Raw genomic sequence first — 17,690 nt, forward strand, 5'->3', positions numbered from 1 at the left:
GGATCGCTAAGGAAAGACCCTCTGGCGTGTCTTACCCTGATGATCAGCCTACAGCTGTGGTCACAGTAGCGGGCGTTGAGCGGAGTACGTGCGGCGAAAAGTAATCCATTTACAGTTTGCGGCACTTCTATGCAGTCAGTGCGCTGCCTAACGGGTCGGCGTTTTTTTGCGGTCGCCCGAAACATGGGCACGTCTGTCGACGTCATTCCAAGAGTACTACGGCAAGCAAGCCACAGCAGGCGTGTTTGCGACGAGGTTGGGCGATTATTCTTCCAGATCAACTAAGCGATCAACAGATCGCCGCTATGTGCCAACAGTTGGGGCTTGTTGACCCCCAGCAGCAAGACAGTATCCCCGTGTCCATCAGAGATCATTGCGCCTAGCGGAGTATTGGTCGTGTGATCCAAAATGCTCCTGATCGAGTCGAAGGTGGAATGGTCGAACTGCAGGTGATCGTTCTTCACATCGAAGTCTACGATAGTGTTAACACCGAAGTCGGGCCGAAAAACAAAGTGATCGGGTCCCTTGCCTCCCGCCAGGATGTCGCCCTTTCCGCCAATCAGCACATCGGCGCCGTTGCCGCCGTATACCACGTCGTGGCCTGCCGATCCGTCGAGCACGTCCTTTCCGTTCCCGCCCCACAAGATGGTATTCAAGCCCGCTTTGTAGGTGAAGGAAGGATCAAAAACAGCAAGGGTGAGCGTCGAGGTGTCACTCCCGCCATGCCCGTCAACGGTCGTGTAGGTGAAGGTATCTTCAGCGAAAATCTGTGAAGGCAACGCCTTCGCTGTAGCGGCGTAAGAATAGCTGCCATCAGCATTCAACGATAAATTTCCGTACTCTCCCTTAACCGAATGGCCAACGTTTGCTCCGGAGCCGTTGACCGCCCCAACTGAGAGATGATCGTGATCGGTATCGCTATCATTGGCAAGCACGCCCTTGCTGGCAGAGACTGAAAGAGTCTTGCATTTAGTCACACCGTTGCTGTCGTTCAGTGCGACCGGATCGTGATTGTGACTCGTAGCGCCTATCACACTTAGTTTGAAGGTCTCCGAGGCAGAGTTGCCAACTGCATCGACGGAGCTGGCTGCGATCGTGTGAATACCCAGGCCAAAGATGTCACCTGAATGGACGACGGTGTTGCCTTCTTTGAAGACAACGGGATCGGTCCCGTCCACCAGATCGGTTGCAGTAGCTGCGAAGAATGCGGTTGCACCCGCATTGGTCGTTGCCTGCACGGTCTGATCGGCGACCGGTGTCAGCGTCGGTGCCATCGTGTCCTTCACATTTATTGTGAAGCTCTCCGAAACAAGATTACCTGCCGCATCGATTGTGGTCGCAGTGATAATGTGATTGCCGAGACTGAAGATGTCGCCGGATTGAATGACGTTATTGCCGTCCTTGAAGACGACAACGTCAGGGCCATCCACAGCATCGGTGGCGGTAGCTGTGAAGAAGGCTGCAGCACCAGCGGCGTTGGCGGCTTCCAATGTGTGATCGGGAACCGGTGTCAACGTTGGAGCCGTAGTGTCGACCACGTTGAACTTGAAGTTCTCAAAGGTCTGGTTACCAGCGGCGTCGATAGCGCTTGCGGTGATCGTGTGGCTTCCGAGACCGAATACGTCACCCGAATGGACGACCTTATTGTCTTCTTTGAAGACCACAGGAATAGTACCGTCCACATTATCGCTGGCTGTGGCGATGAAGAATGCTGCCGCTCCGGCCGCACTGGTCCCTTCGTTTGTCTGATCAGCAACCGGTGTGAGCGTAGGTGCTGTCGTGTCGGAAACGCCTAGATGGCTCAATGCCGTCGACACTGCATCGTCGAGCCTGTCTCCAGAGAATGCGGTCACCAAAGCTTGCAGCTGATCCGCATCGTTGCCGGCCTGCTGGATCGCATTTGATGCCGTGCCTTGAATGACCCGTTCGATGGCTGCGATTGCGTTGAGCAGTGCTTCGCCTGTCGCCCCACTTTGAGCTTGATGATCCAGCAAAATGTTGCTCGCTGTGATGATAGGGGCGACGCTGTCGGCCACACCTTGCCCGAGAGTTAGCCCCCTAGATTGCGCAGTGACCACAATGAGGGCGCTGACCTGAGCTTCGTTGGTGAGACTAATACCCGATCCCCCAATGGCCGCCGCAGTAGCAGCAAAGGCTTCCTTCACGCCGCTAGAGAAGTCTCCTCCTGCCGCCACAAGCGTCGAAGCAATCAAACTCACCGTGTCGTAGACTTTTGCGTGGGCTATCTCGGCTAATCCACCGTCGGCCGAACCGGCCCTAGCCGCTGCAATCGGATCATAGGAGTTGAGGTCAATGTTCGATGAAAGGCCAAACGATGAAAGGACCTTCTGTTCGGCTGCAGCATCTGAACTCAGTAGAACCATAAGGGTGGTGAGCGGGGTGATTACTGACGACCCCACCGGGGCTGATAATTGACCCTTGAAGGCTAGGCCCGTCGATCTGTCGATGCCGCCAAAGGCGACGAATGGACCGGTGCGGTTGGAAAGGGCAAAGCTGCCACTCGAGTCCGTTGTTGTCGAAGACTCTGTGGAATCAAGTTGGCCGTTGCCATTGTCGTCCGAGAAGACGGTGCCGCCGGAGAGATAACCGTCGATTGCATGTCGAGTTTGGTAGAGAGCGATCACGTCGGACAAGTAGATGTGATGATAGTGAAAGATATCCCGGTTGAGCGCTAGCTCCGTAAGATAAGAAATGGGACTTAGGACTTCCGTATTTAGGTACTGGTCGACTCCACTATGAGTTTTAGGTTTCGCTTCGACCACAGCTGAAGGCGGAATTGGTGTTGCCTCCAGGATTGTTTCGATCAAAACCTCAACTGCTGATTTTGTAGCAGGGGATATTAAGTCAAGGGCTGCTTCATATTCTGGAGATCCCGGCTCCGCATTGAGTTGCGAAATCTTCGGGACCAAGTCGCCGACCAGGTCCCCATGCTCTACGAAGCTCGTTATCCGTGAGTCGAGCTGCTTGGTTTCTTCAATGCCTGGCGAACCAAACGTCCAAGCATGAAACCTGGGGTCGCCGGCAAATTCGTGCATAAAATATTCAGCCATTGCGCCTCCGAGGCTATGACCGGAGACGAGAATCTGGTCGTAATCACCGAGGTACGGGCGAATAGCGTCTACGAGCGGCTGGAATTTCGAGTAGTGCTCTTGAAAATTTGTATAGTCGAGGAAATCTGACCATTGGTCCGTCCCGGTAAAGGAGATAGCTAAGGTTTTGTTGCCATTCACGATGCCACTTAAGACGAGTGCGCTGGCTTCAACGGGATCTCCGTCTGTATCGGTTTCGGTGTCGCTTACCGCCTGATACAGACCTCGTACCAAAGAATAGTGCAGGCCGTTCTGCTGGCCCGCAGGTGTCATCCCGAGTTCGATAGCGGAAATGGCGTGCCAGCCTCGAAGCTCCGCATCTGCGGCGCCCGTTGTCACAGAACTATCTTCCCAGGGGAATCCGAAAGCCGTATGCAGAGGGGCTTTAGGAAGATAAGCGTCCTCGGTAGCGAGCTCGGCCATTTCAACCGCCAGCTTACCATCACCAGAATATATTTGCTCGCTATGGTACGTTTGGACCTTGGGGCCAAACACGGAATCATCAATGGGCTGCTCGAAGGCCGCTTTCTGTATGCCTGTGAGCGCAAGTGTCGCTGAAGGCAAGAAAATACTATTGCCGGTGATCGTTGTCACCGTTTGCGCTGGATCACTCGCATTGTCAAAGTGAACAACTACATTGTAGTCCGTCGGCGAACCGGGCAGCAGGATCTTGCTCGAGATGTTCCCGCCTGCAACGATGGTTTGATGCGTATCATTGCTGAGTCCAACGAACCCCCTGAAATCGAAGGTATCAGCCCCGGGACCAACCGTAATGAGGTCGTTGCCTGCAGAGCCAGCAATGAGATCATCACCGTCACCCAAAACTATGTTGTCAGCACCGCCACCGCCTGTGATCTGATAATGCTGCCCTGCGGTGTCTTGTGCCAAAAAGGCTTGAAGTGGGTCCCAGACTACGTTTGCGGTCAATTGATAATGCGTTGCATCCGGGAGCGTTACTACGTCGTTTCCGCCGAGACCATGGTAGATTGACAGCGGATTGGCGTCGATCGCCTGCTTTTGCGCAGTAGTGAGATGATTAAAGTCAACGACATCTGCGCCCGCTGTGAAGAGAGCGGCAGATGATGGCGCTTCGCCATGGATCGTGATAGTGGCCGTCGCCGTGTTGGAGCTAGCGCCATGGCTGTCAGTCACGGTGTACGTGAATGTATCGATAGCGGTTTCGCCAAGGGCGAGAGAATCAAATCCCCCGTTCGGGTCATACGTGAACGTGCCGTCATTGTTATTGGTAACTGCGCCGATAGTGCCGGTCGTGTCGATTGAGAAGGCGAAGTTGTCGCTTTGATCAGCATCAGTGAATGCCGCTGTCAATTCCACTATCGAATCGTTCACATCCTCATTCGATGAGATGTTTGATGCGACAGGGGCATGATTGATAACGTTCGTGCCAAGCTCGCCAAACACCAACGAATCGAGCTCAAACTTATTGCCGACAGCAGACGTGTTGATATCGACGATTTCGATATTGTGCGGAGACGTGCTGACGGTGACGGAATGATACGTGACAGAAAACGGTTGCCATGTTCCAGTTGTCTGAAATCTCCCCAATTCGAAGCCGTCGATGCTCACGCTTAGCAAAGCATGGTTGTCTCCAGTACTGTCAACGTCTACAGCCAAAAAGCTGAACTGATAATCCATCGGAGTATTGCTTCGAAGTTCATTTGGGCTGAATCCATCGACGTCAACGACAGACTCGCTCCATACGATGCGATCTGGAGTCACCGCTCCGTCAACCAGCATGACGTTGCTAATGCCACCATCGGGATCGGTTGCCGGCACGATGAGATACTGCCCGGCTTGCGGTGGGAAATACCTCGGTTGAAAAGGCTGTGATGGGTCGGGTGTCCCTCCTTCTGAGAAAATTGGAATAGTCTGAGGAAGGGAATATTGAGTTGAAAATCCCAAAAATCCCGGGAGGACAGTCGCTTCAAAATCACCATTCACTAACAAATTCGACTTGACGGCCATATCAACCTCCCCAGCCGAAAGCACTTATGATGAAAGCAATGCGCCCCCAGATTTCCGCCCAGGTGCACATGTTTGAGTACTAACTTCTTCGCCTGGTCGCTCTCAGTTCAATCGCTACGGGCAAAGACGATACGGTGAAATGCGCACGGTCTGTGCCGCTCTGAGAACAAGCTGCCCAAGCGAATGTGGAATATTGATTTCAGCCGCAGGAAGGCAAGATAAGCGCCGCCACTGCGGTGCCTGCCGATGGCATTGACGCTGCCAGTTGCAGGAAACGGAGACTTCGGTGCATCGCCGTCTTTAGGGCAGCTATTAGGCCCTGAATATGCCTGACCTATCCTGAGCATATTCTGGTTCCTGAGGCAAAGGATTAGATGAGCAGCACACTTAAGACTGGGGCAGGTTTCATTACCTGCTTCTTCACCCCCGAAGAAGAAACGGGTACGACCTGCGTTTGAGCAATGGGAGTTTCGTCAGCTGTGGCGGACGATGTGTAAGCGCATCGACACAGCTCGTGATGTGCGGACTCGCAAAAGCCGGGAACTGCTGCAAACCTACATACTAGTCGTGGCAAACTCTGGCTTCAGGCCTGGAGAAGTTAACAACGTGGGTGTTAGAGATGTGCACCCCTTCAAAGACGAAAAAGGTCGTAACAACTTTCGCTTCGTTGTGAGAGGAAAAACTGGCGAGCGGGATGCGATCGTTAGGTCGGCCGCAAACAAGCGACTAGACAAATATTTGACAAAGCGGCGAGTTGAAGATCCCAACGGTTTGCTGTTCGTCATGCCAGACGGATCGGAGATCATAACTCTCATCGATCAGCTGAATGCGGCGCTGCGGGAGGCTGCCATTGAACGCAGCAGCTTCGGCGAGAAGTACACCGTCTATAGCTTCCGCCACTTTTATGCGGTGCAAGCATTGAGAAACGGCGTTGGCGTCTTCGAGGTCGCCCGAAATATGGGTACTTCGGTGGAAATCATTCAAGAGTATTACGGGAGGCAGGCTACTGCCTCCGTGTTTGCGACGAGGCTGGGCGATTAGGCAATCAGTAGATCACTGCTATGCGCCAACAATTGCGTCTTGTTGACTCCTAGCAGCAACACAGAATCTCCATGTCCGTCAGAAATCAAAGCACCCAGCGGCGTATTAGTGGTGTGATCTAAGATGCTCTTCACCAAATTGAAAATGGAGTCGTCAAATTGCAGGTGGTCGTTCTTCACATCGAAGTCGAGGATGGTGTTGGCACCAAACTCAGGCCGGAAAACAAATTGGTCAGGCCCCTTACCTCCAGCAAGAACATCGCCCTTCCCGCCGATCAGTACATCGGCGCCATTCCCGCCGTATGCCACGTCGTGGCCTCCCGATCCGTCGAGCACGTCCTTTCCGTTCCCGCCCCACAAGATGGTATTCGAGCCCGCCTTGTAGGTGAAGGACGGATCAAAGACGGAAAACGTCAGGGTAGAGGTGTCGCTGCCACCATGACCGTCGATGGTGGTGTAGGTGAATGTATCCTGAGCGAAAATCTGTGACGGCAGAGCTGTTGCTGTTGTTGCATAAGCGTAGCCGCCATTAGCATTCAACGTCAGAGTTCCGTAGTCTCCTTTAATAGAATGGCCAACGTTTGCTGTGGAGCCATTGACGGACCCGACCGAGAGATGATCGTGATCAGGGTCGCTATCATTAGCTAGAACACCCTTGCTCGCAGATACTGAAACAGTCTTCCCCTTGGCCACACCGTTGCTGTCGTCCACTGCGATCGGATTGTGAGTGTGACTGGTGGCAGCCGTCATACTTAGCTTGAAGGTCTCCGAGGCAGAGTTGCCAGCAGCATCAACTGTGCTGGCAGTGATGCTGTGTGTGCCGACACCAAAGATATCACCGGAATGAACGACCGTGTTACCCTCCTTGTACACAATCGGGTCGGTCCCATCCACCAAATCTGTTGCGGTGGCTGAAAAAAATGCCGCTGCACCTGAATTAGTGGTCGCCTGTACGGTCTGATCGGCAATCGAGGTCAGCGTCGGTGCGGTCGTGTCCTTCACATTGATTGTGAAGGCCTCCGAAGAAAGATTACCTGCCGCATCGATCGTGGTCGCCGTGAGGGTGTGGTTGCCGAGACCGAATATGGCGCCGGAATGAACGACTGTGTTGCCGTCCTTGAAGACGACGAGATCGGTGCCATCTACTGCATCAGTGGCGGTAGCTGTGAAGAAGAAAGCAGCCCCAGCGGCGCTAGTGGCCTCTTTGGTCTGATTGGCAACCGGAGTCAGCGTTGGAGCGATAGTGTCGACCACGTTGAACTTGAAGTTCTCCAAGGTCTGATTACCGGCAGCGTCGATAGCGCTCGCCGTGATCGTATGGGTACCGAAGCTAAAGACGTCACCGGAATGAACGTCAGTGTTCCCTTCCTTGAATACGATGGGGTCCGTGCCATCCACTGCATCCGTTGCGGTAGCTGCGAAGAAGGCCACAGCACCAGAAACTGATGTTGCCTCGAGCACCTGATCGGTAATGGGTGCTAGCGTCGGACCCGTCGTATCGACCACATCGATCTTGAAGGTGTCCGAGGCGATGTTGCCGGCAGCATCAACTGTGCTGGCCGTAACAGTGTGTCTTCCAAGTCCGAACACGTCCCCGGAGTGAACGACCGTGTTGCCTTCTTTGAAAACGACCGGAACGGTGCCATCGATATTATCGGTGGCGGTGGCTGCGAAGAAGCCCCCTGCACCGGCCGCACTAGTCGCTTCCAGCGTCTTATCCGCCACTGGCGTCAGCGAAGGTGCCATCGTGTCGGCAACGCCAAGATGCTCCAAAGTCGTCGTCACTGCATCGTCGAGCTTCTGACCTGAGAAGGCATCCACCAAAGCCTGTAGTTGACCCGGGTCATTACCGGCTTGCTGGATCGCATTCGAGGCTGTGCCTTGGACCACCCGTTCGAGGGCTGCTATTGCATTAAGCAAGGCATCGCCGGTTGCCCCGCCCTGAGCCTTATGATCCAGGAGCGTGTTGGTGGCCACGGTGATGCTTGCCACGCTGTCAGCAATGCCTTGATCGAGGGAAAGACCGTCGGCTTGCGCAGCGGCCAGGACAAGGGCTTTGAGCTGCGCTTCGTTGGTGAGATTGACGCCTAACCCATCAATGGCTGCTGCAATAGCCGCTAAGGCCTCCTTTACGCCGCCTGAAAAGTCGCCTCCCGCTGCTACGAGCGTCGAAGCAATCAAGCTGACCGTGTCGTAGACTTTGGCGTGAGCAATCTCGACCGCCGCACCATCGGCAGATCCGGCCTTAGCTGCAGCAATAGGATCGAAGGTGTTTAGGTCAATGCTTGATGAAAGGCCGAACGATGAGAGGACCTTTTGTTCGGCGAAGGCATCAGAGCTCAGCAAACTCATAAGGGTGGTCAGAGGCGTGATTACTGATGAGCCCGACGGAGCTGATAGTTGGCCTTTGAATGCCAAGCCGGTTGAGGTGTTTATGCCACCGAAGGCAACGAGCGGCTCAGTACCGCCTGCCAGCGAAAAGCCGCCTGTCGCATCCGTGGTGGTCGAAACCTCTCCCGGGTCAAGTTGTCCGTTGCCGTTGGCATCGGCAAACACGGTTGCGCCGGAGATGTAATGATTGATTAGCTTTGAGGGTAGCGAAACGCCCAGCGCCTCCCACCCGAGTATTTCTATTATGTCAGCCGGAGTAATTTGCAGAGAAGCATCTGGTCCACTACCAACATAGATTCCGACAGCTGTGAATGAGCTTCCGTCGGAAACCCAGACGGGCCCGCCACTAGCACCTCCCCCGAGGTTGCCCGGATCCTCCAGAAGGCCAGTGGCGCCAACGATGATATTTTGGATGGAATTATGCTGAGAGCCAGCGCCACCTGCGTATCCAGTAATATTTGCGCTTCCCCCAGTAAAGCCAGATTTCAGTTGAAATATTCCGTACGGAGAAAGATTGACAGAAGTGTTGATTACACCGAAGTCATGAATCTCGTTCTGATCATTAAAAATAGGTGAGCTAACATACTGCGGGTCTACGAAGGTACTGACGGCGCCGACAGAAATTTGAGCGCCGTTGATCGTTACAATTGGGCCCGAGACTGGTCCCAACAGAGATTCCAATTTAGCACTTGTAAGTACGTGTGCGGCAGTAAGAATGGTGTGAGGGCCAATTATGAATCCCGTTCCAAAAGCGGCTACTCCGCCTGTTGTGATGTAAGATAACTCAACAACTGCGCTATAAGGATTAGACGGCTGTAGTAGCGGAGGCGGTGGTGCTGGTGACGTCGAATAAGCGGAAACTGGATTTGGACTGTACTCGATCTTTGTCCCCCCGTTGTTATCTGAAGATAGCGCCACCCCACCTACGATTGGCTGCGATAGAATGAAATTGTAAACAGCTCCATTGTCCACGAACTGAAGTGTCTTGGTGCTCGACTCCCAAATAGTGTAGCCATGTCCATCAAAGGGCACAGCGGCAATATCAAGGCTGTCGCCTGGTGCAAACCCCGAGATCACCCCCGTCGTCATCGACGTGCCGTCGATTTTCAGGGTTGCATGGGCACCAGCAAACGTAATTGTCCCGCTGTCAGAGCCGGTCAACTCCAACGTCGAGTTAGCGCCTATTGTGGCCGACCCGCCGCTTAGATTTCCATTCGCTCGAATCGTGCCGCCACCAGAGATCGAGAGAATAGCAGAGAGGATAAAGGCTCCCGCACCGGCGAATAGTGTACTTATTCCTGCACCATTAATTTCGACGGAGTCCGTGCCTGCCCCGAGCGTAATGTTGTAATTGCCGCCGCCACCTTTGACGGAATAGGTATCGCCGATTTTAGAACCTGAGCTGAAATCTTGGCCGGCGTTGGAAAGCGTAACTGAGTCGCTTCCTCCAAGACCCTTTGTTGGATCAGCTCCGTCAGCGATAGCTTGAATCGAAGACGCAGAATTTAAGTCAACGTTCTTATCGCTGCCTTTCGTGAACAAGGCATCGATAGTTGCCGAGGCGGACCCGTTTGCAATTGTCGCTCCGCTTGCATTGCTTAGTAAAACTTGAAACGTTTCATTGTGCGAGTTCAGGTTATTCACTGACACAGGCACGGCAACTGTCTTCGACGTTTCACCTGGAAGAAATGTTACAGTCCCAGAACTTGGGGTGTATTCCGCTAAGGCCTTTGCGCTCCCGTCCGATGTTGCGTAGTTTACGGTTACGACAGATGACGAGGCTGAACTCAAAGTCACGGTGTACAATGCCGCATTATTAAATACGGTGTTGGGCGGACCAGCGATCGAAACCTTCACGTCATCGGGTACGGTGATCTGTTCCCAAACGAAGTCGGTCCACTGGATGGTATAGGTACTGTGCGGACCATTTGGATAGTCGGGTGCAGCCTCAGCACTGTCGGATAAGACTGGTCCAACGAGTTGGAGCGGAGCAGGTTGAGTGCCTGCGATGAAATAGGATCCGATGGCGGCCGTGTAATCCCATTCGACGATGTTCGTTATGATCAACTGGTAGTTCAGGCCGTTCGGCTGCTCAACGAGTTGCCAGTCGCCTTGTGCTACGCTCGCCCAACGTGTGCTCGTATCATTTGTAAAGGGTGAGTACGGAAACACCCAAGGAGTAGCTATGGTGGTCCCTAGAATTGTAAGTGGCGGTCCATGATCCGGTGTTGGAGTTCCGCCGGGCCCGTACTCATGCCGCTCCATATTGAAGTCGACCTGAACCCAATATGTTGTCAATGCTGCCCCCTCTCGCCAATTCGGGTCGGCAAACAATACAAAGCCTGCCCGCGATCAGAGCGCAGGTTTCCTCAATCGACTATTGACGTGAATAGTGCGAGGTGCTCCTGGCTGGGGCATGCCCTCATAGGCTCCCCGGAAGCTTAATGCGTGCTTGCGGGCATCTGAAAAATTAAATGTTAGGCAATTCCAGTTTTCAACTATGGAGCTAGATCAACGGAAGAGTCAACCGTGTTCCGCAATTCGGTTGCCGTTGATTGTTGCTGCCAGCATTCGAACTATCGGAATTCCGCCAGCTTTGGCGAACGTCTTTGCAGACGCATCAAAACAGCCCGGCTCCAAAATCGTCACTCTGATCGATCAGCTAAATGCGGCCCTGCGGGAAGCTGGAATCCAGCGGAACAGTTTTGGAGAGAAGTACACCATCTGCGGCCTTCGGCACTTCTATGCAGTCAATGCGCTCCGAAATGGCGTCGGCGTATTCGAGGTGGCTCGCAACATGGGCACCTCAGTAGAAATCATCCCAGGAGTACTACGGCAAGCAGGCGCCCGCTGCCGTGTTCGCAACGAGACTCGGCGATTAGCCGCTCACCTGCGGCAACCGGGTCACAAGAGTTGCATACAACATCCCTCGGTTAACTACACAATGTTGAAATCGTGCACGTGCAACTGAGCAGCCTTGATGCCCACCAGCGTAACCATGTCGCCATGCCCGTCTGAGATCATGGCCCCAAGAGCAGTATCAGCTGTGTGCGCCAGGGTATCTCGTACGCTAGAGAAAGTGATGTGATCGAACAGCAACGTGTCTTCGTGCAAATCGAAGTTCTTGATCGTGTTGACCCCAAAATTCGGGCGGAATAGGAATGTGTCGTCGCCCTTCTCGCCAATGAGCGTGTCACCGGGGCCACCAATTAGGACATTGCCGCTCTTGCTTGCGATGAGGGTATCTCCGCTCGCCGAGCCATCTAGGATGTAGCTGCCTTTGCCCGCGGTCAGCGTTGTATCGACGCCGGAGAGGTAGGTCGTACCCTTGTCGAACACCACAAAGCTGAGGCTGGAACTCGAAAGGCCACCGTGGCCATCTGAAACCGAGTACTCAAACACATCCTGCGCTACGCCATGATCATCTGCTTGACTATGACGATGATTGCCGTGGTGATGTGCATGGCCATGATGATGGTCGACGTGATGATGGCCATGGTTCGCCACGTACGTATAGCTACCATCAGCGTTGAGGATGAGCGATCCGTATTCACCTTTGATCGCATGACCCACAGCAGATGCTTTCCCGTCTACCGCTACGACGGCCAAATGGTCGTTTAGATCGGGATCGCTATCGTTCGCCAGTACGCCGTTGGTGGTAGATACCGAAAGGGTCTTGCCCCTCGCCACACCGTTGCTGTCCGCGGTCGCAGTCGGGTCGTCATTCAATCCATTGATCGCGATCGTCTCGGTTGCGGTGTCGACTGCTCCCTGGTCATCGAGCGCTTTGAATTGGAAGGAGAGGTTCGTGCTCTCGCCGAGCGCCAAGTACTTGAATGCATCCTTCGGATCAAAGCTGAAGGTCCCATCCGAATTGAAGGTCAATCCTGCGGGGGCTGCCCCATCCAGACCATATGTTATGCTATCACCCGTCAGATCAACTGCTGACACCATTCCATTTAGAACAGTGTTTTGGTCAGTCGAGGCTGAACCGTCGAATGCGATTGGACCGAGATCCTGATCAGGATTCTGTACTTCGATTTGTGCTTGCGAGATCAGTTCGCTGAGGTTGGTGCCGGTAAAGAGGTTTGCGATCGCCTGCAGTTGCGTCAGGTTTCCAGCGGCGTCCGTGATCGCGCTCGATGCTGCTCCTTGCATCACCAGCTCGATCCCAGCCACATCGTTTAGCAACTGGGGACCAGGTTGCTCGGTCTGCACCACATGGTCTAATGCGGCGTTCCCTGCGGCAATGATAGAGGCGACGGCGTCGGCCACACCGCTGGCCAGTGAAATGCTTTCGGTTTGAGCGACTTGAGTGATCAACGCACTCAGAGCAGTCTTGTCGCTCAGGCTTATACCCGGTCCGTTCAATGCGGAAGCCAGTGCTGAGAACGCAGTCTGAAGGGTATGAGTGAATGCCGCCCCTGCACCTGCCAACGCCGATGCAATCATCTCAACTGTGTCGTAGACTTTGGCACCGGCAACATAGACCGCTGCACCGTCAGCATCGCCTGATTTTGTGGCGGCAATTGGATCTAGTTTGGAAAGACTCAAAGACGGCAATAGTCCAAACGCCCCTAGGACCTTCTGGTCAGGGAGTTCAACGTTCTTCGATTGTAGGTCCCTCACCAAAGTAGTGAGGGGACTGACAACGGAATAGCCCAACGGCGCGGACAGATGCCCCTTGAATGCAAGCCCCGTGGCGCTGTCAAATCCCCCGTACGCAACCGTTGATGCAGGGCTGCTCGCCAGAAAATATCTTCCGTCGGTGTCGACGGTCGCTGAGAGTTCTCCTTGATCAAGCGACCCGTTCTCGTTCGAATCGGCAAACACAGTTGCACCAACCAGATATCCGTCGATTGGCGTGATTTCGAACGCCGGGTTCAGTATCGTCTCAAATGCATCCTGAAAACCCTGACCGACGTTTGTTCCGTAGTCTAATAGAAGGCCTTTCAGCTCATCCTTGCTCTCGCTGGACATTTCATCGTAAGCAATCTTCGCGGCCCAGCCGGCGCCTGCGGCAAGAAGGAATGGTGAAGCGGCGACTGCCACTGTTGTCGCGCTCGCTATTCCTAGACCCAAGGTCAAAGTGAGTGCCCCGTCTCCAGCTAGAACGGCCGCTACTGCGGCCTCGGTGCCGAGCGACTGAACTAGCATTCCCACTCCCAGGCCTGCCTCATAGGCGCTGAGACTTGCAATAGCGACGGCAGCTGGCTTTAGGAAAAACGTGGAGAAGGTGTCGACGACGGTATTTACGATATCAGTATAGACGAGCCGAACGCCGTCCGAAAATGAAACCGCAGGGACTGACACCAAATTCTGAAAATTTAGTGCAATCTTCGCGCCATCGAGCGCATCTCCGATGATCTTCAAGTTGGACTTGATGTTTACTACAGCGGGATTGTCAGGGTCGAATGCGAGCGCGAAATCTACGGTTGCCTTAAAAGTATTAACGGCTGCCTTGAAAGCCGCGATCCCGTCTGCGATTCCAATTTGGCCATCAGCCGACGTCACATGGTCCTTTACCACCAGCGCAACGCTGTTGGTATCTACTGACAGCTCATGCGGGCCACTTCCAGAATCGCCGCTTGCCGTCACCTGTAGAACACCGGATTCCATTTGCTCAGGGATGTCGTCAACAAGCGCTCGAACTACTGGTATGCCCGCTACTGTTTGACCGGCTGGCATTACATAGTCAGCCGTCAGAACGACATCGCTTTCGAAGCCCGACGGCTGCAAAGAAAAGTGGATCGAAACCGGGAATTCGGCGGCTTCTGAAAGTGAAACTTGCACGACGCCGGATGCATCATCACCTTCCGTAGCCGCAATGGCATCAGGACTTATATTAACCGTCGGCCAATCATCATTTGTCACAGTTATCGTGCCCGACGCGGCATTTAATCCTCCGCCGACCTGCGTGGATGCGGACACAGTGAAGCTCTTGTCGAGCTCTGGTTTTGTATCGCCGATAAGGTGAAAAATGCCTTCATTACTGGTTTGAAATGCAGGCATCGTAACAACGATGCTCTTCTCTTCAAAATTGTGCGCCTCATCTTGCAGCGTAAGTGTAATGTCGTACGGCTTATCAGCTGCTTTCGTCGCAGTTACTCTAATGGATACGTTGACCGTGGAGTTCGCTTCCGCGGCGGTGACCGATGAGACTGAGAGGGTAGGCTTGTCCTCGTCATCGAGTATGATCGCCTCAAACAGACCGGGATTTATGGTGGCGTTATTGCTGATAGTTCCGAAAAAGTTCTCTCCTGACTGGTTGTTCGCAAGATTTCCAAATTCCCAAATCTGATCGTCGAAAATCTGATAAGTGTTGGTAACGAGGTCGCTGGGCTCAGTAGATGTCACCGAACCGTTCGCCGGCTCGTAGTCTACGCCCGGAGTAGCCGAGCCCGGTGTCGTGCTATATGTGATCGTTACAGGTACAGGATTTCCGTTTCCATCTTTCCCAGCTAAAGCACTGAAAGAAAACGTGTCGCCTTCGTGGAAAATGAATCTATTGGCCATTGCATTCTCCTAATTGCTGGCGATTACCCGAAATCTCCTGTTCGATTTCGTTCTCGAAATACAACAATTGGTGTTGTGCCCCATAACGGCGTCCGAGATCGCGACACCTGCAAAATCAGGTCAACGCTTTGAAGAAATTGTCCCTTACAGCTCGAAAAACAATGCAGCATCGTCATCGCAACCTTTGGATTACGAAGGCTGAGAAGTCACAGTTTGTGAAAGAGATCTGCCGGTGGTTGTAAGGCTGCCACGACTTTTGGCAGCATTCAACAAATGCGCGGCATTTCATCGCGTCTTGTGACGATTCGCCGCAACAAGACGTGTCTAGGAAATCAGTTTCGGGCTTACTGTCCCAGGTTTGGGTAAGAGCGCCCAGCAGTAATCATTTGGTGATGATTGCGAACGACAGGAGCTTGTGGAAAGCCTTGCTCGGCTCTGTGCTCTTGTTCGAGGTAAATGCGTTCAGCTTTCGTGTCTCTGCACGAAGTGGGCGATAATGACCCTCCGGCATTTCTACACAGTCAATGCGTTGCGCATCGGCGTCGGGATGTTCGAGTCGCCGGCATATGGGCACCTCAGTCCAGATGATAAAGAATATTGCGGCAAACAGGCTATGGCTGCGGTGTTCGCTACCGGCCTTGAAGACTGACTTCTGCTCAACATCCAATGCCGCCGTGCGCTGGTGTTCACGCCGACGGAAGGTCGCTCGCAAAATGGAGAGCTTAATCCGAGAATTTGGACAACTAAGGTACAGACGTTGGGCTTCCCCCGTATTGGCGATTAGCGACTACGCTCCCTTTCGGAGATCACAGCGCTAACAGGGGTATCGAGGGTCTACTTTACTGGGTGGGGCAGTTATCTGCCCAGCAATAGCACTCCCTTGAGGGCACGTCTTCATAAGGGCGACCTCCACCGCCACACTGGATTACTGAGTCGTCGTAGCAGATGTACGCTCCGCCGCACGGACCAACATAGCTTGGTCTGACACTCATATTTTTCGGGTTCTTCTTTAGTGTTTTTGTCGGTTTCCTGAGTGCGTCTGGGTTGGCGGGGATGGGTACTGGCGCGACTGTACCGCCGGATTCCTTCGGGCCTGGAATTTGACCGCTAGCAGGACCAGTGCTCATCAGAAGCAATAGACAAAGCAAGGCCGTACTAATGCTATGCATAAAAGGCTCCTGTCGTCGAGTAATCGTCGCGCTATCGTACAACCATTCGACCATGCAACTATAGGTCCACTCTGTTGACCAATAATTTGCTTGAACCCTAGAACCCTGTCAGGCGGACGCTGAACACAGAGCTTCGTTGCCCTTTATTTCAAGGCCAAGCAAGAAATGCCCTTGACGGCTCTATTGTCCCTCATATTCTCGGGCGGGTTGCAATAGCATTTTTTATTTAGATAATGAGGGAATGTATGAGAAGGACAGTCGCTTTCTCTGGAGCGCTCGTGCTCGCAATTGTGCTCACGAACGCGGCCTTTTCGAAACCGAAGCGGGTTAGCCCAGAACGGACACAGAAGCGCATAAATTCAATTAGTCCGGTCTCTCCGTGGCCTTCGAAGACCGGCTGGGTTCGGTACGATACGCTTTCGGCCCCGACGCCGGGTCAGTTGGTAGGTCGGTTCGCCACGACATATGAAGAAGCTTGCGATGGCAAGACACCCTTCACGTCGTTCCCGCGAGAAGGTTGGAAATCGCCGATACAGGGCCGGGAATGCAAAGACGGGTGGATAGCACTCAACCCCGAGTTGGCAAACTGACGTGCGGTCTCTTTATCATGAGCCGGTTGTGGCTTCAGGGCCGGCGCTGTCTGTTGGTTTGTGTATAGCTCGCGAGCCCAGGGCAAATCCATCGAGCATCTCGATGTTCGCAACTCGCGCCGAGAACGCACAGCCCCAAAGTTACTTTGATAATTTTACCTCTGCTTGTGAGTTTGCATCAGCCGACCGTAAGTCGAATGTTTGAGACAGGAGGGGCGAATGCCGGACCGACCATATTCATGTGAACCGAAATGGAGCTACTTCAGCAAGTGCCTCTGGGGCAGGTTAGTGATCACAGCCGCGTCGATCGTCTTGGCATCAGCCTCTCTCTCCCACGCAGCTGATTATCCTCAGAGAATTAAGCCCCGGCTTCTCGGCTCCAGCACGTATGTTTGTTATGGCGAGAGGGATGAAAGGTGTGCGAACGGCCACAATTGGGTTAAAGGACAGGACTTGCACATCTACTGTTATGCTGGGTCGCCCGATCAAGTTGGGGCGGGGCTATGTGGCGCCGGCCATTACGGAATTGTTCCTGTAGACATGGGCGTATCGGGCGGTAGGTGCGGGTACGATTGGTACTACGTCAACTGCAGGTAACAAGCGTGAGCCGTGCGTGAAACAATCGGGTGCGTCGGGCAATTCAGAGATCAGCAGTTGCGAGATAACTGCTGCAAATCTCTTCGCGTCATTCAGTGACAAAGGGATCAACTAACATGAGATCAGTAGTTCCGGTGGTCCTGAGTCTCTTCTTGCTGGGGAACAACCCGGTTGATGCTGCAACGAAGAAAGCTCGAATCCGGCCTGCAACTGTGACGCGGTACTATGATTGGTGGTCCTTGTATCAAGGACCGCAATACACGACGTTTAGAGGAGGGCCAACGGCAGGCA

At 53.6% G+C, this 17,690-nt stretch carries 5 protein-coding genes; 2 read left to right on the top strand and 3 right to left on the bottom strand.

Annotated features, from left to right (window positions below; genetic code table 11):
• Positions 1-281: 281 nt before the first annotated feature.
• A complete protein-coding gene (locus tag IVB07_RS02135) occupies positions 282-5,096 on the bottom strand; it encodes an Ig-like domain-containing protein (protein ID WP_247767462.1) in 4,815 nt (1,604 codons plus the stop codon).
• A gap of 489 nt (positions 5,097-5,585) precedes the next feature.
• On the opposite strand from IVB07_RS02135, the gene IVB07_RS02140 reads away from it, so the two are divergent.
• Positions 5,586-6,137, top strand: a complete 552-nt coding sequence (locus IVB07_RS02140; protein WP_247767463.1) for a site-specific integrase — start codon at positions 5,586-5,588, stop codon at positions 6,135-6,137.
• Here IVB07_RS02140 and IVB07_RS02145 read toward each other — a convergent pair.
• Together IVB07_RS02145 and IVB07_RS02150 are read right to left on the bottom strand one after the other, a co-directional pair.
• Positions 6,134-10,825 (bottom strand): HYR domain-containing protein, encoded by a 4,692-nt coding sequence (locus IVB07_RS02145; protein WP_247767464.1) that lies wholly within the window; start codon positions 10,823-10,825, stop codon positions 6,134-6,136. The two genes, IVB07_RS02140 and IVB07_RS02145, sit on opposite strands and share 4 nt — an antisense overlap.
• Positions 10,826-11,464: 639 nt before the next feature.
• Positions 11,465-15,043 carry an Ig-like domain-containing protein gene (locus tag IVB07_RS02150; RefSeq protein WP_247767465.1) on the bottom strand — a complete coding sequence of 1,193 codons (3,579 nt, stop codon included), beginning with the start codon at positions 15,041-15,043 and terminating at the stop codon, positions 11,465-11,467.
• 496 nt (positions 15,044-15,539) lie between these two features.
• On the opposite strand from IVB07_RS02150, the gene IVB07_RS02155 reads away from it, so the two are divergent.
• A complete protein-coding gene (locus IVB07_RS02155) occupies positions 15,540-15,692 on the top strand; it encodes a hypothetical protein (RefSeq protein ID WP_247767466.1) in 153 nt (50 codons plus the stop codon).
• Positions 15,693-17,690: the final 1,998 nt, after the last annotated feature.

This window comes from Bradyrhizobium sp. 172, from assembly GCF_023101065.1.
Classification (GTDB): Bacteria; Pseudomonadota; Alphaproteobacteria; order Rhizobiales; family Xanthobacteraceae; genus Bradyrhizobium; species Bradyrhizobium canariense_D.

Coding starts and splice junctions, on each gene's coding strand:
- IVB07_RS02135 (WP_247767462.1), bottom strand. CDS start 5,096: ATGGCCGTCAAGTCGAATTTGTTAGTGAATGGTGATTTTGAAGCGACT.
- IVB07_RS02140 (WP_247767463.1), top strand. CDS start 5,586: ATGTGTAAGCGCATCGACACAGCTCGTGATGTGCGGACTCGCAAAAGC.
- IVB07_RS02150 (WP_247767465.1), bottom strand. CDS start 15,043: ATGGCCAATAGATTCATTTTCCACGAAGGCGACACGTTTTCTTTCAGT.
- IVB07_RS02155 (WP_247767466.1), top strand. CDS start 15,540: ATGACCCTCCGGCATTTCTACACAGTCAATGCGTTGCGCATCGGCGTC.